The following is a 15,896-nucleotide window of genomic DNA, read 5'->3' on the forward strand; positions in this document are numbered from 1 at the left end:
GCTTCTCTTGTCTGGCAGCTCTTCTTTGCGATCGAGCTTCAGAGCTGATCCAGGACATGACAGTCCCCCATGCCACAAGATGGTCAGGAAACAATTCCGCTCCGCCGGTCGGCCGCCCAGCTTTTCCACGGACCCGACACCGATCGCAGTCGACGTACCGGTCCAAGCATGGTGACAGTCGTGCGTCTTTCCTGCTTTCCATTCTGCGACTCGTCATCGAGGTGTGCAAGCTGATCCTTGGCATTACCACCGGACGGGCAGTCCCGCCTCGTGGCGCACCTGCTCCCCTGAGCGGCGAATGCGGAAGGGCCTGGAAATCTTCCGTTGTCTCCTCGGAACAAAAGGTCGCCACCATCGTGCTCCAGCGCGGGACGTACCCATTCGGCCCTGTGGTGGGTTTCGGGGGCTGCGGGGCGGGGCCAGTCTTGTGGGCGAGCCGGGGGTGGCTCCGGATGCAGGGCGGGGCGGGCTCGCCTAGCGTCGATGCGGGGGCATACCTGCGATGGACGGAGTTTCCGTGGCGACTGCACGCGACATCATGCACAAGGGTGTGGAGAGCATCTCCGAGCACGAGACGCTGGACGTGGCTGCCAAACGGATGCGGGACGCGGGCATCGGCGCGCTGGCCATCACCGACTCGGACGGCGGGCTGCGGGGTGTGCTGACCGACCGGGACATAGTTCTGCGGTGTGTTGCCACGGGGCACAACCCGTCGGCCGTGCGGGCCGCCGAGCTGATGAACGGGGTGCCGCTGACGGCCAAGGCCGATGACCACACGGACAGCGTCGTCGCCGCGATGGCCGCCAAGCGCGTCCGCCGGATTCCCGTGCTGGACGGCGACACGCTCGTCGGCATGATCAGCGAGGCCGACATCGCCCGCAAGCTGGGCGCGGCCGAGGCCGGAGCGCTGGCGGCGGCTATCCGCGCCAACTAGTGATCGTCAGGGTCACGTGGCGGCCCGTTGGGATCTCCGGGAGAAGAACGCGGGCTGTGCCCGCCGCCTGGTGGACGACGGCTCTGCGGGCGCCGGTGACGGACACCCTGGCGCCGTGTGGATACGCCGCGGCGGGCAGCCGCAGTTCTGTCCAGGCGCGCCGTGAGACCGCCGTGGTGGTCAGCGCGAGGGTGTACGTGTGGGTGGCGGCGTCGTAGGACTCGGCTCCGGGCGTCCCGGCGATCGCCGGCGCGTAGGCGGCGAACGCAGGCTCCTTGCCGGGCGCGGGGCGGCCGTCGGCGTCGTAGGCGCAGTAGCCACCGCCGTTCGCGGCGTGGCAGTCGTACCAGAGCGCCCAGCCGGTGGCGAAGCCCCGCATGGACGCCGTCTGGCGGCGTATCAGCTCGGCGTTGCCGCTGCCGGTGGCCTGAGCGGGACCCCATTCGCCGACCAGGACCGGCATGCCGTGAGCGGCCGGATAGGCGCGGACGACGGCTTCGTAGGCCTCGATGAAGCCGTCGGCGGGATCCCAGTCGGCGCCGTTCTCGACGGCGGTGTCGTAGTAGTGCGGGGCGTAGCCGATGCGGTCGGAGCCGTGTCGTGGATCGTTGAAGCCGGGGAGTTGGGTGGGGACGCCCTGGCCGATGAGGACGGTGGGCTCGACGAAGAGCCAGGCGTCCTGATCGGCCGCGCGGACAGCTGCGATCAGCCGCCGGTAGAGGTCGGCGAGCCGGCCGCGCTCCATCGCGGCGGAGTTCTCCCTTTGCGTGGCCGGGTCGGTGGGATCACCGCTGAACGGGCCGAACGGTTCGTTGAACAGGTCGTAGCCCAGGAGGGACCGGTGGCCACGCAGGGCCACGGCCACCTTGGTGTAGGCGGCGGTCTGGGCGGACCGCAGATCGGTGTCGTCGTAGAGGTGTTGGAAGGCCGCGCCGACCGCCGGCTGGAAGTAGTTGGCGAACCAGTCGTCGCCGGGCAGTGGTTCGTAGGGGATGCCGTCGGTGCGGGTGGCCCAGGCGGGGACGCCGTTGAAGCCGAAGGCCGGCCCGAAGACGTCCTGGTGCCAGTCGACCAGGACCAGGAGGCCGTACCGGTCCGCCCAGCCCATGACCCGGTCGAGGTAGCGCAGGTAGGCGGTGTCGTAGTGGCCGCGCTCCGGTTCGACCTTCTGCCACTGGATGTTGAGACGGACGAGGTCGAAGCCGCCGGCGGCCAGCTCGGCGATACCGGCTTCAGTGACGGTGTCGGTCTTGCCGAGGTTGAGGCCGTGCAGCTGCATTGCGCGGCCCTGGCGGTCGGCGAGATAGGTCCGGCCGTCGGGTGTGGTGACGGTGCCGGTCGCCACGGGAGCGGTTCGGCCGGCCTGAGCGGTGGCGGGGAGGCTTCCCGCGCCCAGGAGGGCGGCGCTGACGGCGAGTGCGATGACGGTACGGCGCAGGCGCATGGCCCACCTCTCAGGCTCGGGCTCCGTACGGATGGCTGCCGATACTCTCCGGTAGCCATCACAGGAGCAAGGGCTCGAACGGGACTTCCTGGCGGTCAGCCGATGGCCTCGGACGGCCGGACCCGCAGCGCGAGCCGGCCCGGCACGGCGGTGGCGAGCAGGGCGAGTCCCGCCGCCAGGGCCACGATCAGCGCGTATTCGGCGAGGTCGAGGCGCGGAGCCGCAGTTCCCGTCATCCCCACGCTGAACGCGGTCAGAGTGGCCACGGCTATCGCGGTGCCGAGCACCGCCCCGAGGATCACGACCGTCAACGCCTCCAGCCGCACCATCCGCAGCACCTGCCGGCGCGTGGTACCCACGAGTCGCAGCAGCGCGAACTCGCGGTACCGGTCCGCGGTGGACATCGCGAGCGTGTTGACGACCGCGATGGCGGTGAAGGCGAGCACCAGGGCCATCGCCAGGTAGTTGACCTCGGCGTTGGACTGCCGGACCTCGGCCTGGACCTCTCCCGCCTCGTCGTGGTCGAGGACCGAGACGCCGGGGAACCCCTTCACGGCCGCATCGAGTGCCGCGCGGTCCGCGCGACCGTCGGTGGCGACGAGGACGGCCGATGCGAGCGGATTGTCGACATGTCGCGCGATCAGGTCGCCCCTGCGGGCCCGCAGGGTCTGCAGTGCGTAGCGCACCATCAGGACCACGCTCCCAGGCGCGTCATACGCTCGGCCACACGGTCGGCGGTGGGCTCGTCGTCACGGCCCTTGCCCGATCCGGACGGTCCCATCACCGCGGTGAACGAGCCGCGCGGAATGGTGACGTCGACCGCGTCCAGAGCGCGTACGGCACGGGGACCCCGGCCGTAGGTCCTGGTGACGGCTTCCAGCCGGATGGCAGGTGCGACCGCGAGGCGGTCGCTGTCCAGGGTGAAGGAGTTCATGAGGGGCCCCCGTTCATGGTGTCGTCGGTCGGGTCGTCTGCCGGTGCCGGGAAGGTGAGGAAGCGGGTGAGCACGTTCCGTGCGCCCTCCGGTAGTTCGCCGTCGGCCCGCTTGTACCGGTTGACCAGGGCGATGTACTCCTCGAAAAACTCCCGCAGTTCGGGGAGGGTCACCTGGATGGACCCTCGGGAATACCGCTGACCGTCCGCCCATACGCCCTCGATCTCGCGCTGGGAGCGCTCGAAGAGCGCGAGGTCGGCGGCGAACGCGAGGCGGTTCATCTCGTCGACGACCGGCCGCATCTCCTCGTTCTGCTCGGGCGTCGCGGGAAGCACAGGTCGGCGGGCGCCGCTTGCCACCAGCGCTCGCGCCCCTTACCCGTCCCCTCGGCCGCTTCGACGAAGCCGTGCCGGCCCAGCTCCCGCAGGTGGTAGCTGGTGGCTCCGGTGTTGAGTTCCAGGGCTCGGGCAAGGGTCGCCGAGGTGGCCGGCCCATGCAGCGCCAGATGTTCGAGGATCTGCTGACGGCGGGGGTGCGCGAGCGCCTTGAGCGCCCCGAGATCGCCGATCTCCTTGATCTGTCGTTGCTTCGGCATGCGTACACAGTGGTCTGTGCACACTCACTTGTGCACTGGCGCAGCCCCGCGAACAGCCACGGGGGTTAGCCCTGCCCTGGTGCCGATCGTCACCTGTCTGCCACGTTTGTCACTATTACGCGGGTTCCGTGTCACAGACGATCAACAGGCCCATGCGCCCCTCAGGACAAATCGTTCACAGGACAAGGGTTACTGATCAACAGCCACCCCACCGTAGGGAGGTGCGTGACATGACCGACCGAACCCTGTGGTCGTACGCAGAGATCGCCGCACACATCCGGGTCCAGACCGATACCGTGCGCTCGTACCGCAAGCACGGGCACCTGCCCTCTCCGGATGTCGTGGAGAGCGGCAGACCCTTCTGGTACGCCGACACCATTCGAGCCTGGAGTTCCCGGCGGCCCGGAAACCGGGGCCGCCGGGACCCTGACTGACACCCACGACGTCTCCCCGCACCGGCCCCTGACCGGCCGTCGGCTACCGGACCGGCTCGGGGTCCCGCTCCTGATCACGCCGCGGAACGCGAGCCGTCTCCGGCGCGACTCCCCCGCCGCCCTCGCTTATGCCGAACCGGTCATGGAACCGGCGCAGCGCGGGCGGCGCCCACCACGTCGCCTTACCGGTCAGTCGCATGACGGCCGGGACGAGCAGGGTGCGGACCACCATGGCGTCCATCAGGACGGCAAGGGCGATACCGAGGCCGAGCATCTTGGTGTTGGCCACCCGCGAGGTCCCGATGGCCACCATCACGACCGCGAGGATCACCGCGGCCGCGGTGATGAGTCCGCCGGTACGCCGCACGCCGAAGACGATCGCTCCCTGATGGTCTCCGCTGCGGTCGTACTCCTCCTTGATGCGTGAGAGCAGGAAGACCCCGTAGTCCATCGACAGTCCGAAGGCCAGGCAGAACATCAGGACCGGGAGAGTGGTCTCGATGCTGCCCGTCGCGGTGAACCCCAGGAGCCCGGACAGGTGTCCGTCCTGGAACACCCAGACCACCGCTCCGAACATCGCGGTCAGGCTCAGCGCGTTGAGCAGCACCGCCTGCAGCGGTATCACCACGCTTCCGGTCAACAGGAACACCAGAAGGAGGGTGACGACGGCGATCATTCCGACCGCCCACGGCAAGCGGTCGGCTATGGCCTTCTGCGCATCGACCAGGACGGCGGCCTGGCCGGTCGCCGAGGTCCTGAACGGGGCGTCCACCGCTCGGATCTCACCCACCAGATCCTGGGTGGCCGCGTCCACGGCCTCGGTCCGGGGCAGCACGGTGAGGTACGCCGCACCGCCGGAAGGAGAGGCGAAGGGTCCGTCGACGGTGATGACTCCCGGCAGCGCGGCCAGCTTCCCCTTGTATCCGGCCAGCGCGTCCCGATCGAGGCTTCCCTCGGCGAGCACCGTGATGCCGCTGCCCGGCTTGCCGGGGAAATCGTCCCGTATGTGCTGCTGGACAGCGTGCGACTCGGCTCCGGCCGGGAGCTGCCGATCATCGGCCGTGCCGAACTGGACCTGCAGGAAGGGCAGTCCGAGCAGGAGGAGTCCCGCGGTGGCACCTACGGCGAAGAGCGGAGCACGCCGCATCACCAGCCGGGCAAGCGCCGCGTACCCGGCTCCGGGCTCGCGCGGCTCCACGGCGGGGACCCGTCGCCGCCACAGCTTGCGCAGGTCCAGTGCGTTGACCCGGTGCCCGAGCAGCACCAGGGCCGCGGGCAGCACGATCAGCGCGGCGCCGGCCGCCAGCAGCACCACCGCGATCCCGGCGTAGGCGAAGGAGCGCAGGAAGTACTGCGGGAAGAGCAGCATCGCCGCGAGCGCAGCGGCGACCGTGAGCGCCGAGAACAGCACCGTGCGACCGGCGGTGCGCAGCGTCGCGCCCACCGCTCCCAGCGGATCGTCCCGGTCCGCGAGCTCCTCGCGGAAGCGGCGCACGATGAACAGGGCGTAGTCGATTCCCAGCCCCAGCCCGAGCACGGTCGTCAGACTCTGGGCGAAGAGGGACACGTCGGTGAAGGACGTGATGAGGCGCAGTACCGCGTTCGTCCCCAGGATCGCGATGATGCCCACGCCGAGGGGCAGCAGGGCGGCAACCGCGCTGCCGAAGACCATCACCAGCAGCACGAGCGTGACCGGCAGCGCGATCATCTCGGCGCGCAGCAGGTCCTCCTCGATGGTGCTCTGCAGCTCGTGCCGGACCGCGGCCACTCCGCCGATCCGTACGTCCACCGCACCCTGAACGCCCCGGTAGGCGGGCGCTATGCGCTCGACCGCGGCGCCCACCGCATCGTCGCCACCCACGATCCGAGCCGCGATCATGGCTTCGCCCCCGTCCCTCGCCCGCAACGCGGGCGCCCCCGTGCCCCAGTACGACGTGACGCCGGCGATGGAGGGGTCAGCGGCGAGCCTGCGGGCCAGATCGCGTCCCGCCGCGGCCACCTGCGGGCTGTCGACACCCGCCCCTCGGCTGTCCACCAGCAGGACGAGGTTGGGCTGTGAGGCGGGGAAGCGCCCTTCCAGGGCCTTGGTCGCGTAGGACGACTCCGAATCCGGAGCCTCCCACCCACCGCCGCTCAGCCGGTCCGCGACACCGCTGCCGGCGACCACGGCGAGGGCGGTGAAGAGCAGCGCGAGCAGCAGCGTCAGCCTGGGCCGGGCGGTGACCGCCCGGGTCCAGGCCCCGACGGCGCTCTCGCGGTTGACATCGGGCATCACTGAGGTGTCCCCTCCCCGTAGAACGAGCTTAGAATGAAAAACACGAGCAGCCACTCGCGTTTTCAAGAATGCGAGCGGTCACTCGTGTTTGTCAATCATGATTGGGGCCTACACGTGTCCGAGGTGGAGGAGAAGCCGCGCCGTCGCCAGGCGCGCGGGGAGCGACGGGTGACGCAGCTGCTGGAAGCGGCCGCGAGCGTGTTCTGCACGTCCGGCTACCGGGCCGCGAGTACGAACGCCATCGCCCGCGAAGCCGGTGTCTCGCCGGGCACGCTCTACCAGTTCTTCCCCAACAAGGAGGCCATCGCCGTCGAACTGGGTGGCCGGCTCATCCAGCAGATGCAGGAGGCCCACGGCCTGGTCTTCACACCCGAGAACGCCGCGCTGCCGCTCTCCGAGATGATCGACCGGATCCTCGACCCGTTCATCGAGTTCAACTGCGCCAACCCGGCGTTCCTCGCCCTGATCAAGGGTCCCGACATCCCGGGCGAGGTCACCGACGGGCACGACCAGCTGCACGCCTCGCTCTTGGAACGGGTCGACCGGCTGATCGAGCTGCGCGCGCCGCTGCTCTCGGCCGCGGACCGCGCCCGCATCGCCGAGATCGCGTTCGCCGTGTTCAAGACGGGTCTCGAGCTCGTCCTGGCGCAGCAGGGCGCGGAACGGAACGCGTACATCGAGGAGTTGAAGGGGCTGCTGTACCGCTACCTCGCCCCGTACGTCGGAACCGAGTCCCGCCCACCGCTCGGCCACCACTGAGCCGCGCCGGGAACGCCGCCGGCGCGGTCCCCGGGCACACCGCCGGCGCGGTCCCCGGGACGGCCGCGCGGGCGGCTGAGGGCTGTCCCGTAATCCCTGGTGGAGCAGCGCGCGGCGTCAGATGCGGTCCATCGCACGGCGGAGGGGCACCCGCATACCGGATGTATTCGGGCGTTCCGACAACGCAGCGAGGTGTCGTAGCTGTCGTCGGGCGCCCGCCAGAGATTACGGGACACCCCTTAGGGCGCAACACCCTTTAGTGGCCCCGGCCGGCGGCTTCGCAGAAGGTCTCGTCCAGGACGCTCGCCGGCCGGGCCGCAGAGGCCGGAACGAAGGCGGCCGCCGGCAGACCGGCGGCCGGCAGGGCCGCGGGAACGGAACCCGGCAGTTGGCGGCGTTCCCTGGTCCGCGAGGCCCATTGGGCCAGCACGCCCACGCCCGCGACCAGCAGGGAGACACCGAGGCCGAGGCCGACGGCGTACAGCGAGTTGGAGGCCGCGCGGCCGCTGATGTAGCCGACGCCGACGGAGTACGTGGCCCACACCGCCTCGGCCACACCCGCTCCGGCCAGGTAGCGCCGTGCCGGATAGCGGACGACCCCCGCGGCGAGGCCGCCGATCAGGCGTCCGCTCGGCAGGAAGCGCACCGCGATGACGAAGGGCACCCCATGCCGCTGTATGCGCAGCGCGGCCCACCGCAACAGGGCTGCCTGCCGCGGTCTGCGGTGGATACGGGACACGACGCGGCCGCTGACGGCCCGCCCGGTGCGGTGGATCAGCATGTCCCCGACCAGCGCGCTCAGCGCGACGACCAGGAGGACGAGGGTGAGGTCCAACCGGCCCTGGGCAGCCAGCACTCCGCCGGTGACCAGCAGCACCACGTTGGGCACGAGCGGCGGCAGCGTGGTCGCGCCCAGCAGCACGTAGGCCCACGCAACGTTTCCACCCCGCAGGTGCTCGACGAGACCCGCGGTGAAGTCGAGTGACGACACAAGCTGTGCAACGTCCATCGGACTGCCCCTCTTCCCTCCCGTCCAAGCTGGCAGGGGCGACTGGAGCGCTGCAAGAGAGTTTCGTGCTGATGGGGGGATTCCCAGGGGATTGCCAGGATCACGTCATCCCCAGGGACCGGTCCGCCTCCACCTGTGGTCGCAGGACCGGGAACCGCCAGGGCCCCGCGGAGTACCGAGGACCGTGCGGAGCATCGAGGTCCGTGCGGCCCCTTCCTCCGCCGAGCGCCTCCTACCGGCCGAGCAGTTCACCGCCGTTGCACTGCAGGATCTCGCCCGTGATGAAGCCCGCCTCGGGCGAGGCCAGGAACACCACGGCGGCCGCCACGTCCGCGGGGCGACCCACCCGGCCGACGAGGGTGCGGCCGGCCCGGCGTGTCAGCTCCGCGTCGTCGAGCCGGGCGCCGAAGAACTCGGTGCCGGCGACGGTTCCCGGGGCGACGATGTTGCAGGTGACGCCCTGCGGGCCGAGCTGGGCCGCCAGCGAGTGGTTCCAGGCGTGCAGGGCGGCCTTGGACGCGCCGTACGAACCGCCGCCGCGCAGCGCCGCGACCGAGGTCACGGTGATCACCCGGCCGCCGTCCGTGGTGAGCCGGTCCCGCAGGGACTCGGTCAGCAGCACCGCGGTCAGCACATTGCGCTCGAAGTCCCCGCGCCAGCGGGCCCGCACCCCGCGGGGGCCCGACCCGGTCGACAGCTCCCGGCTGCCGGCGTTGTTCACGAGCACGTCGACCCGGTCCGGAAGCCGGGGGAGCGCCGCCTCCACCTGGTCGGGGTCGGCGAGGTCGCAGTCGACGGGGGTGACGTCGAGTCCGTGCTCGCCGCGCAGCTCCTCGGCGGTGGCCCGGAGCACCTCACGGCGGCGGCCGACGATCGTGACCCGGTCCCCCGACCCGGCGAGCCGGGTCGCGATGGACCGGCGTGCCCGTACCGCCACCGGTCACCACGATGTTCCGGCCCACTGCCTCGTTCTGTGCCATGCGCTCCGCCCCTCGAGAAGTGACAGCACGCTACGGGATCGGCCGTTCAGGGCTGCGAGTGGGGCGGGCGCCCAAAAAGAGACGTAGATCACACCGAATGGAACGTAACCATTACCGTCACTCGTGGGTCTATGGAAGGGAACACCACGCTCCCGGGGAGCGTTGGTGAGATGAAAGAGCGGGTCGTCTTGGGGGACGGCCCAATCGCGTCGCCGGGGCGAAGGTGCCCGGAGAGCTTGAGCGGCCCTCTCGGACTTTCTCGTCCCGGCATAGCGCGTCACCCAGCACCCGGTACGGACCCGTGGGGGGATCCGCTCCGGGGGACGGGAGCGCCCCGCGCCGGACCCGTGGGGGGATCTAGCGCGGGGCGCTTCTTCATGCCCTGCTCTTCGTGCTCCGCTCATGCTCCGCGAGCTGTCCGCCGCGGCGTCGCGGCGGCTTACGCCGCCGCTCGCCGCCGGGCGGGCAGCTTTTGGTCAGCGGGACTCGACCGGAAGGTAGTCCCGCAGTTCGACGCCCGTGTAGATCTGGCGCGGACGGCCGATACGGGATCCGGGCTCCTTGATCATCTCGTGCCACTGCGCGATCCAGCCGGGGAGCCGGCCGAGCGCGAAGAGCACCGTGAACATGGTGGTCGGGAAGCCCATGGCGCGGTAGATCAGACCCGTGTAGAAGTCCACGTTCGGGTAGAGCTTGCGCGAGACGAAGTAGTCGTCGCTGAGCGCGTGCTCCTCGAGCTTGAGCGCGATGTCCAGCAGCTCGTCGGACTTGCCGAGAGCGGAGAGGACGTCGTGCGCCGCAGCCTTGATGATCTTCGCCCGGGGGTCGAAGTTCTTGTAGACGCGGTGCCCGAAGCCCATGAGCTTCACGCCGTCTTCCTTGTTCTTCACCTTGCGGATGAAGGCGTCGACGTCGCCGCCGTCGTTCTTGATGCCCTCGAGCATCTCCAGCACCGACTGGTTGGCGCCGCCGTGCAGCGGGCCCCACAGGGCGCTGATGCCGGCCGAGATCGAGGCGAACTGGTTCGCCTGCGAGGAGCCGACCAGTCGGACCGTCGAGGTCGAACAGTTCTGCTCGTGGTCCGCGTGCAGGATCAGGAGCTTGTCGAGCGCACCCACCACGACCGGGTTCAGCTCGTACTCCTCGGCCGGGACCGAGAAGGTCATACGCAGGAAGTTCTCGACGTAGCCGAGATCGTTGCGCGGGTAGACCACCGGCTGGCCGACGGACTTCTTGAACGCGTAGGCCGCGATGGTCGGCAGCTTGGCGAGCAGCCGGATCGTGGACAGGTGGCGCTGCTGCGGGTCGAACGGGTTGTGGCTGTCCTGGTAGAACGTCGACAGCGCGCTGACCACGGACGACAGCATCGCCATCGGGTGGGCGTCGCGCGGGAAGCCGTCGTAGAACCGTTTGACGTCCTCGTGCAACAGCGTGTGCTGAGTAATTTCACCCTTGAAGGTGGAAAGTTCATCGACGGTCGGGAGCTCACCGTTGATCAACAGGTACGCGGTCTCGATGAAGCTGCCACGCTCGGCGAGCTGCTCGATGGGGTAACCGCGGTAGCGAAGGATGCCCTCTTCACCGTCAAGGAAAGTGATCGCGGACTTGTAGGCCGCGGTGTTGCCGTACCCGCTGTCCAGGGTGACCAGACCGGTGTCGGCGCGCAGCTTGCCGATGTCGAAGCCCTTGTCGCCGACAGTGCTTTCGACCACCGGGTAGCTGTGCTCGCTGTCCCCGTACCGCAGTACTACAGAGTTGTCGCTCACGTCATTCCCTCACCGACGGTTTTGCCTCTTCTTCGAGGTGCCCTGACTAGGTCCACTGTCCCCCATTTGGCACTGGCGCGTGCACTCGGGGTCGGCCATAGGGCCGAAACATGGCACGGAGTGCCTATTTCGCGCCCTGGGAGAGCCGGTGATCGAGGGCCGTGAAGCGCCGACCGGCCGAGACGGTACGTACCGCCTGGGCTATCGCCTTGCGCGACCCGACCAGAACCACCAGGCGTTTCGCCCTGGTAACGGCCGTATACAGCAGGTTTCGCTGCAGCATCATCCATGCCCCGGTGGTGACGGGGATCACCACGGCCGGGTACTCGCTGCCCTGGGAGCGGTGAATCGTCACCGCGTACGCATGGGCCAGCTCGTCAAGCTCGTCGAAGTCGTACGGGATCTCTTCGTCCTCGTCGGTGAGCACGGTCAGCTTCTGTTCCACGGTGTCCAGCGCGGTGACCACGCCGACCGTGCCGTTGAAGACGCCGTTCTCCCCCTTCTCGTAGTTGTTGCGGATCTGGGTGACCTTGTCGCCGACGCGGAACGTGCGGCCGCCGAATCTGCGCTCCGGGAGATCCGGGCGGGCCGGGGTGATGGCCTGCTGGAGGAGACCGTTCAGCGCGCCGGCGCCTGCCGGGCCGCGGTGCATGGGGGCGAGCACCTGGATGTCGCGGCGCGGGTCGAGTCCGAACTTCGCGGGGATGCGCCGGGCCGCCACCTCCACCGTCAGCCGCCCCGCCTCCTCGGTGTCCTCCTCCGGGAAGAGGAAGAAGTCCGGCAGGCCCTGGGTGATCGGCGGAACCCCGGAATTGATCCGGTGGGCGTTGGTCACCACCCCCGACTGCTGGGCCTGGCGGAAGATCCGGGTGAGCCGCACGGCCGGGACCGGGCTGCCGTCGGCCAGCAGGTCCCGCAGCACCTCGCCGGCGCCGACGCTCGGCAGCTGGTCCACATCCCCCACGAACAACAGGTGGGCGCCCGGCGGCACCGCCTTGGCCAGCTTGTTCGCGAGCAGCAGGTCCAGCATCGAGGCCTCGTCCACGACCACCAGGTCCGCGTCCAGCGGCCGGTCCTTGTCGTAGGCCGCGTCACCTCCGGGTCTGAGCTCCAGCAGCCGGTGCACGGTCGACGCCTCCATGCCCGTCAGCTCGGACAGCCTTTTGGCGGCGCGGCCGGTCGGCGCGGCCAGCACCACCTTGGCCTTCTTCGCCTGCGCCAGGGTCACGACCGAGCGCACGGTGAAGGACTTGCCGCAGCCGGGCCCGCCGGTGAGCACCGCGACCTTCTCGGTCAGCGCCAACCGCACCGCCTGCTGCTGCTCCGGCGCCAGGTCCGCGCCGGTGCGGCCCGCCAGCCAGGTCAGGGCCTTGTCCCACTGGACGTCCTGGAACAACGGCAGCCGGTCCTCCGGGCCCCGCAGCAGCCTGAGCAGCTGACCGGCCAGGGAGATCTCCGCCCGGTGGAACGGCACCAGGTACACCGCCCGCACCGGATCACCGCCCTCCGGATCCGGTACCGACTCCCGCACCACGCCCTCCTCGCCCACCAGCTCCGCGAGGCAGTCGATCACCAGTCCGGCGTCCACCTGCAGCAGCTTCACGGAGTCCGAGAGCAGCTGCTCCTCGGGCAGGAAGCAGTTCCCGCTGTCGGTGGCCTGCGACAGCGCGTACTGGAGCCCCGCCTTGACCCGCTCCGGGCTGTCATGGGGTATCCCCACCGCCTGGGCGATCCGGTCGGCGGTCAGGAACCCGATGCCCCACACATCGGCGGCCAGCCGGTAGGGCTGGTTCCGCACCACGGAGATCGACGCGTCGCCGTAGTTCTTGTAGATGCGCACGGCGATGGACGTGGAGACCCCCACCCCCTGGAGGAAGACCATCACCTCCTTGATCGCCTTCTGTTCCTCCCAGGCGATCGCGATCATCTTCGTCCGTTTTGGGCCCCAGCCCCGGCACTTCGATCAGCCGCTTCGGTGCCCCCTCGATGACGTCCAGGGTGTCGGTGCCGAAGTGCTCCACGATCCGGTCGGCGATCTTGGGACCGATGCCCTTGATCAGCCCGGAACCGAGGTACCGGCGTATCCCCTGGATCGTCGCGGGCAGGACGGTCGTGTAATTCTCCACGGTGAACTGCTTGCCGTACTGCGGGTGGGAGCCCCACCGGCCCTCCATGCGCAGCGATTCGCCCGGCTGCGCCCCCAACAGGGCACCGACCACGGTCAGCAGGTCGCCCGCGCCCCGGCCCGTGTCCACCCGCGCGACCGTGTAGCCGTTGTCCTCGTTGGCGTAGGTGATCCGCTCCAGGACGGCTTCGAGCACGGCCAATCGCGCGTCCCCCATGGGCCGGCCTCCCCTCCCCCAGCGGCACTCCGCGGCTGTCCAGCGGCTGCGCGACTGCTGCCCGACCGCCGCTCGTCGGCGATCTGGTCCGAAGGTACCGCCCGCCCCTGACACCCCGGGGAAGCCTGTGGACAACCGCGGGCATGCGAAAGGGGTCCGGCGTGAGCCGGACCCCTTCGCGTTTCCCCCCAGTACCCCCGAAGCCCCCCTCGGGCGCATATCACTACCTCAGTTCCCCGAACCCCTCCCGGGAACCTTGATGCCTGTAAGACCGGCGACCCCCCAGAAGGGTTGTACGCCTGACAGAAATATTTTCAAGATTCTTCAGAGCACGTGTTCGCGGTACCTGTGGGCGATCTCCGCGACCACTTCGGCGCCCTCCCGCGCCCACAGAGCAGGGTTGAAGATCTCCACCTCCACGGCGCCCGAATACCCGGTCGCGTCGACCTGCTCCCGGAATCCGCGCAGGTCGACGCAGCCGTCACCGAGCTGGCCCCGGCCCAGCAGCACGCCCTCGGGCAGCGGGGTGACCCAGTCCGCGAGCTGGAAGGCCGCGATCCTGCCGGCCGCCCCGGCCCGGGCGATCTGCGCCGGGACCCGGTCGTCCCACCACAGGTGGTACGTGTCCACGACGACGCCGACCTGCTCGGCGGGGAAGCGCTCGGCGATGTCCAGTGCCTGGCCCAGCGTGGAGACGACACACCGGTCCGACGCGTACATCGGGTGCAGCGGCTCGATCGCCAACCGGACCGACCGCTCGGCGGCGTACGGAGCCAGCTCCGCCAGCGCGTCCGCGACCCGCTCCCGTGCGGCGGCGATATCGCGCTCTCCTGCGGGCAGTCCGCCCGAAACCAGCACCAGGGTGCCGGTTTCCAGGACGGCCGCCTCGTCGATCGCGGCCCGGTTGTCGTCCAGCGCCGCGCGCCGGGCGACGGGATCGCTCGCGGTGAAGAAGCCGCCGCGGCACAAGGACGTCACCTGGAGGCCGGTTTCCCGCATCAGCCTGGCGGCCCGCTCGACGCCGTACTCCTGCACCGGCGCGCGCCAGAGGCCGACCCCGGGCACTGCGAGTGCGGCGCAACCCGTCGCCAGCTCGGGCAGCGACCACTGCTTGACGGTCTCCTGGTTGATGCTCAACCGCGCCAGATCACCGGCCGTCGGACCCCCCGCCGTCGCACCGGAAACGGCCGCACGGACGGCGGACGTACGGCCGGAGCCGCCCCCGTCGGCGCTCATCAGGACACCCCGTTGATCACGAGCAGCTGCCGCATCCGCGCCTCGGCCAGCGCCGGGTCCGGGAACAGGCCGAGACCGTCGGCCAGCTCGTAGGCGCGCGCGAGGTGCGGGAGGGAGCGCGCCGACTGCAGGCCGCCCACCATCGTGAAGTGCGACTGGTGACCCGCCAGCCAGGCCAGGAACACCACCCCGGTCTTGTAGTAGCGCGTCGGAGCGCCGAACAGGTGCCGGGACAGTTCGACGGTCGGGTCGAGCAGCGCCCGGAAGCCCGCCGCGTCCCCGGTGTCCAGGGTGCGTACGGCGGCGGCGGCGAGTGGTGCCAGCGGGTCGAAGATGCCGAGCAGGGCGTGGCTGAAGCCCTGCTCGTCGCCCTCGATCAGCTCGGGGTAGTGGAAGTCGTCGCCGGTGTAGCAGCGCACGCCCTGGGGCAACCGGCGCCGCAGCTCCACCTCCCGCCGGGCGTCGAGCAGCGACACCTTGATCCCGTCGACCTTGTCGGGGTGGGCGGCGATGACGTCCAGGAACGTCTCCGTGGCCGCGTCGAGGTCCGCACTGCCCCAGTAGCCGGTCAGGGCAGGGTCGAACATCGGGCCGAGCCAGTGCAGGACGACCGGTTCCGCGGCCTGGCGGAGCAGGTGGCCGTAGACCTCGGCGTAGTCGTCCGGCCCCTCGGCCAGGGCGGCCAGGGCGCGGGACGCCATGAGGACGGCCTGCGATCCGGACTCCTCCACGACGGCCAGCTGCTCCTCGTAGGCGGCGGTGACCTCGGCGAGTGTCCCGGCGGGCGCGGTGAGTTGGTCCGTACCGACACCGCAGGCGATGCGGCCCCCGACGGCCCGGGGCCTCGGCGGAGGAGCGGCGGATCAGTTCGGCCGCTGCCGCCCAGTCCAGCCCCATCCCGCGCTGGGCGGTGTCCATCGCCTCGGCGACGCCCAGCCCCTGCGACCACAGGTGGCGGCGGAAGGCGAGGGTGGCGTCCCAGTCGATGGCGGCGGGCTCGTCAGGGGCGCTGCGCCAGGGATCCGCGACGACGTGCGCGGCCGAGTAGACGACCCGGCTGCACAGTTCGCCGCCCTGGGAACCGTCCTGGAGACCGTCCCGGGAACCACCCTGGGAGTGGACGACGGGCTCGGTACGCGGCACATATGTGCGCAGTTCGCCGGTGGCGCCCGGGAGCCCGATGGCCCG

General features: G+C 70.2%; 12 protein-coding genes and 3 pseudogenes. 3 read left to right on the forward strand and 12 right to left on the reverse strand.

Annotation, left to right across the window (positions count from 1 at the left end; all coding sequences use genetic code 11):
• Positions 1 to 517: 517 nt before the first annotated feature.
• Entirely contained in the window at positions 518 to 934 is a 417-nt protein-coding gene (locus M2266_RS12770) for a CBS domain-containing protein (protein WP_277438311.1), read from the forward strand.
• Here the strand turns inward: M2266_RS12770 and M2266_RS12775 are convergent.
• The 5 genes and pseudogenes from M2266_RS12775 to M2266_RS12795 form a co-directional block, all read right to left on the reverse strand.
• A complete protein-coding gene (locus tag M2266_RS12775) occupies positions 918 to 2,378 on the reverse strand; it encodes a cellulase family glycosylhydrolase (protein WP_277438312.1) in 1,461 nt (486 codons plus the stop codon). The two genes, M2266_RS12770 and M2266_RS12775, sit on opposite strands and share 17 nt — an antisense overlap.
• Before the next feature lie 95 nt (positions 2,379 to 2,473).
• Positions 2,474 to 3,025 (reverse strand): annotated as a pseudogene (locus M2266_RS12780) (ABC transporter permease); the annotation flags it as partial.
• 41 nt (positions 3,026 to 3,066) lie between these two features.
• Positions 3,067 to 3,312, reverse strand: a complete 246-nt coding sequence (locus M2266_RS12785; protein ID WP_277441427.1) for a hypothetical protein — start codon at positions 3,310 to 3,312, stop codon at positions 3,067 to 3,069.
• Positions 3,309 to 3,671 (reverse strand): hypothetical protein, encoded by a 363-nt coding sequence (locus tag M2266_RS12790; RefSeq protein WP_277438313.1) that lies wholly within the window; start codon positions 3,669 to 3,671, stop codon positions 3,309 to 3,311. The genes M2266_RS12785 and M2266_RS12790 overlap by 4 nt, the downstream gene beginning before the upstream one ends.
• A complete protein-coding gene (locus tag M2266_RS12795) occupies positions 3,590 to 3,907 on the reverse strand; it encodes a helix-turn-helix domain-containing protein (protein WP_277438314.1) in 318 nt (105 codons plus the stop codon). The genes M2266_RS12790 and M2266_RS12795 overlap by 82 nt, the downstream gene beginning before the upstream one ends.
• A 230-nt stretch (positions 3,908 to 4,137) precedes the next feature.
• Here M2266_RS12795 and M2266_RS12800 point away from each other — a divergent pair, with 230 nt between their 5' ends.
• Positions 4,138 to 4,341 carry a MarR family transcriptional regulator gene (locus tag M2266_RS12800; protein ID WP_277438315.1) on the forward strand — a complete coding sequence of 68 codons (204 nt, stop codon included), beginning with the start codon at positions 4,138 to 4,140 and terminating at the stop codon, positions 4,339 to 4,341.
• A gap of 43 nt (positions 4,342 to 4,384) precedes the next feature.
• Here M2266_RS12800 and M2266_RS12805 read toward each other — a convergent pair whose 3' ends face one another.
• Positions 4,385 to 6,613, reverse strand: coding sequence for an MMPL family transporter (locus tag M2266_RS12805; protein WP_277438316.1), 2,229 nt, complete (start codon positions 6,611 to 6,613; stop codon positions 4,385 to 4,387).
• A 171-nt stretch (positions 6,614 to 6,784) separates the two neighbouring features.
• Here M2266_RS12805 and M2266_RS12810 point away from each other — a divergent pair, with 171 nt between their 5' ends.
• A complete protein-coding gene (locus M2266_RS12810) occupies positions 6,785 to 7,375 on the forward strand; it encodes a TetR/AcrR family transcriptional regulator (protein ID WP_277438317.1) in 591 nt (196 codons plus the stop codon).
• A 256-nt stretch (positions 7,376 to 7,631) separates the two neighbouring features.
• On the opposite strand, the gene M2266_RS12815 is transcribed toward M2266_RS12810, so the two are convergent.
• From M2266_RS12815 to M2266_RS12840, 6 genes and pseudogenes are all read right to left on the reverse strand, one after another.
• Positions 7,632 to 8,384 (reverse strand): VTT domain-containing protein, encoded by a 753-nt coding sequence (locus M2266_RS12815; RefSeq protein ID WP_277438318.1) that lies wholly within the window; start codon positions 8,382 to 8,384, stop codon positions 7,632 to 7,634.
• 232 nt (positions 8,385 to 8,616) lie between these two features.
• On the reverse strand, positions 8,617 to 9,321 hold the full coding sequence (locus M2266_RS12820) for an SDR family oxidoreductase (RefSeq protein ID WP_346780886.1): 705 nt from the start codon (positions 9,319 to 9,321) through the stop codon (positions 8,617 to 8,619).
• A gap of 519 nt (positions 9,322 to 9,840) precedes the next feature.
• The gene (locus tag M2266_RS12825) at positions 9,841 to 11,130 is read right to left on the reverse strand and encodes a citrate synthase (RefSeq protein ID WP_277438319.1); all 1,290 of its coding nucleotides are present in this window, start codon (positions 11,128 to 11,130) and stop codon (positions 9,841 to 9,843) included.
• 124 nt (positions 11,131 to 11,254) lie between these two features.
• Positions 11,255 to 13,472 (reverse strand): annotated as a pseudogene (locus tag M2266_RS12830) (ATP-dependent RecD-like DNA helicase).
• Positions 13,473 to 13,796: 324 nt separating this feature from the next.
• Positions 13,797 to 14,708 (reverse strand): sugar phosphate isomerase/epimerase family protein, encoded by a 912-nt coding sequence (locus tag M2266_RS12835; protein WP_277438320.1) that lies wholly within the window; start codon positions 14,706 to 14,708, stop codon positions 13,797 to 13,799.
• Positions 14,708 to 15,890, reverse strand: a pseudogene (locus M2266_RS12840) (dihydrodipicolinate synthase family protein). The gene M2266_RS12835 and the pseudogene M2266_RS12840 overlap by 1 nt, the downstream one beginning before the upstream one ends.
• Positions 15,891 to 15,896 lie beyond the last annotated feature (6 nt).

It is taken from the genome of Streptomyces sp. SPB162, assembly GCF_029504575.1.
GTDB lineage: Bacteria > Actinomycetota > Actinomycetes > Streptomycetales > Streptomycetaceae > Actinacidiphila.

Coding starts and splice junctions, on each gene's coding strand:
- M2266_RS12795 (WP_277438314.1), bottom strand. CDS start 3,907: ATGCCGAAGCAACGACAGATCAAGGAGATCGGCGATCTCGGGGCGCTC.
- M2266_RS12805 (WP_277438316.1), bottom strand. CDS start 6,613: ATGCCCGATGTCAACCGCGAGAGCGCCGTCGGGGCCTGGACCCGGGCG.
- M2266_RS12815 (WP_277438318.1), bottom strand. CDS start 8,384: ATGGACGTTGCACAGCTTGTGTCGTCACTCGACTTCACCGCGGGTCTC.
- M2266_RS12800 (WP_277438315.1), top strand. CDS start 4,138: ATGACCGACCGAACCCTGTGGTCGTACGCAGAGATCGCCGCACACATC.
- M2266_RS12775 (WP_277438312.1), bottom strand. CDS start 2,378: ATGCGCCTGCGCCGTACCGTCATCGCACTCGCCGTCAGCGCCGCCCTC.
- M2266_RS12785 (WP_277441427.1), bottom strand. CDS start 3,312: ATGAACTCCTTCACCCTGGACAGCGACCGCCTCGCGGTCGCACCTGCC.
- M2266_RS12835 (WP_277438320.1), bottom strand. CDS start 14,708: ATGAGCGCCGACGGGGGCGGCTCCGGCCGTACGTCCGCCGTCCGTGCG.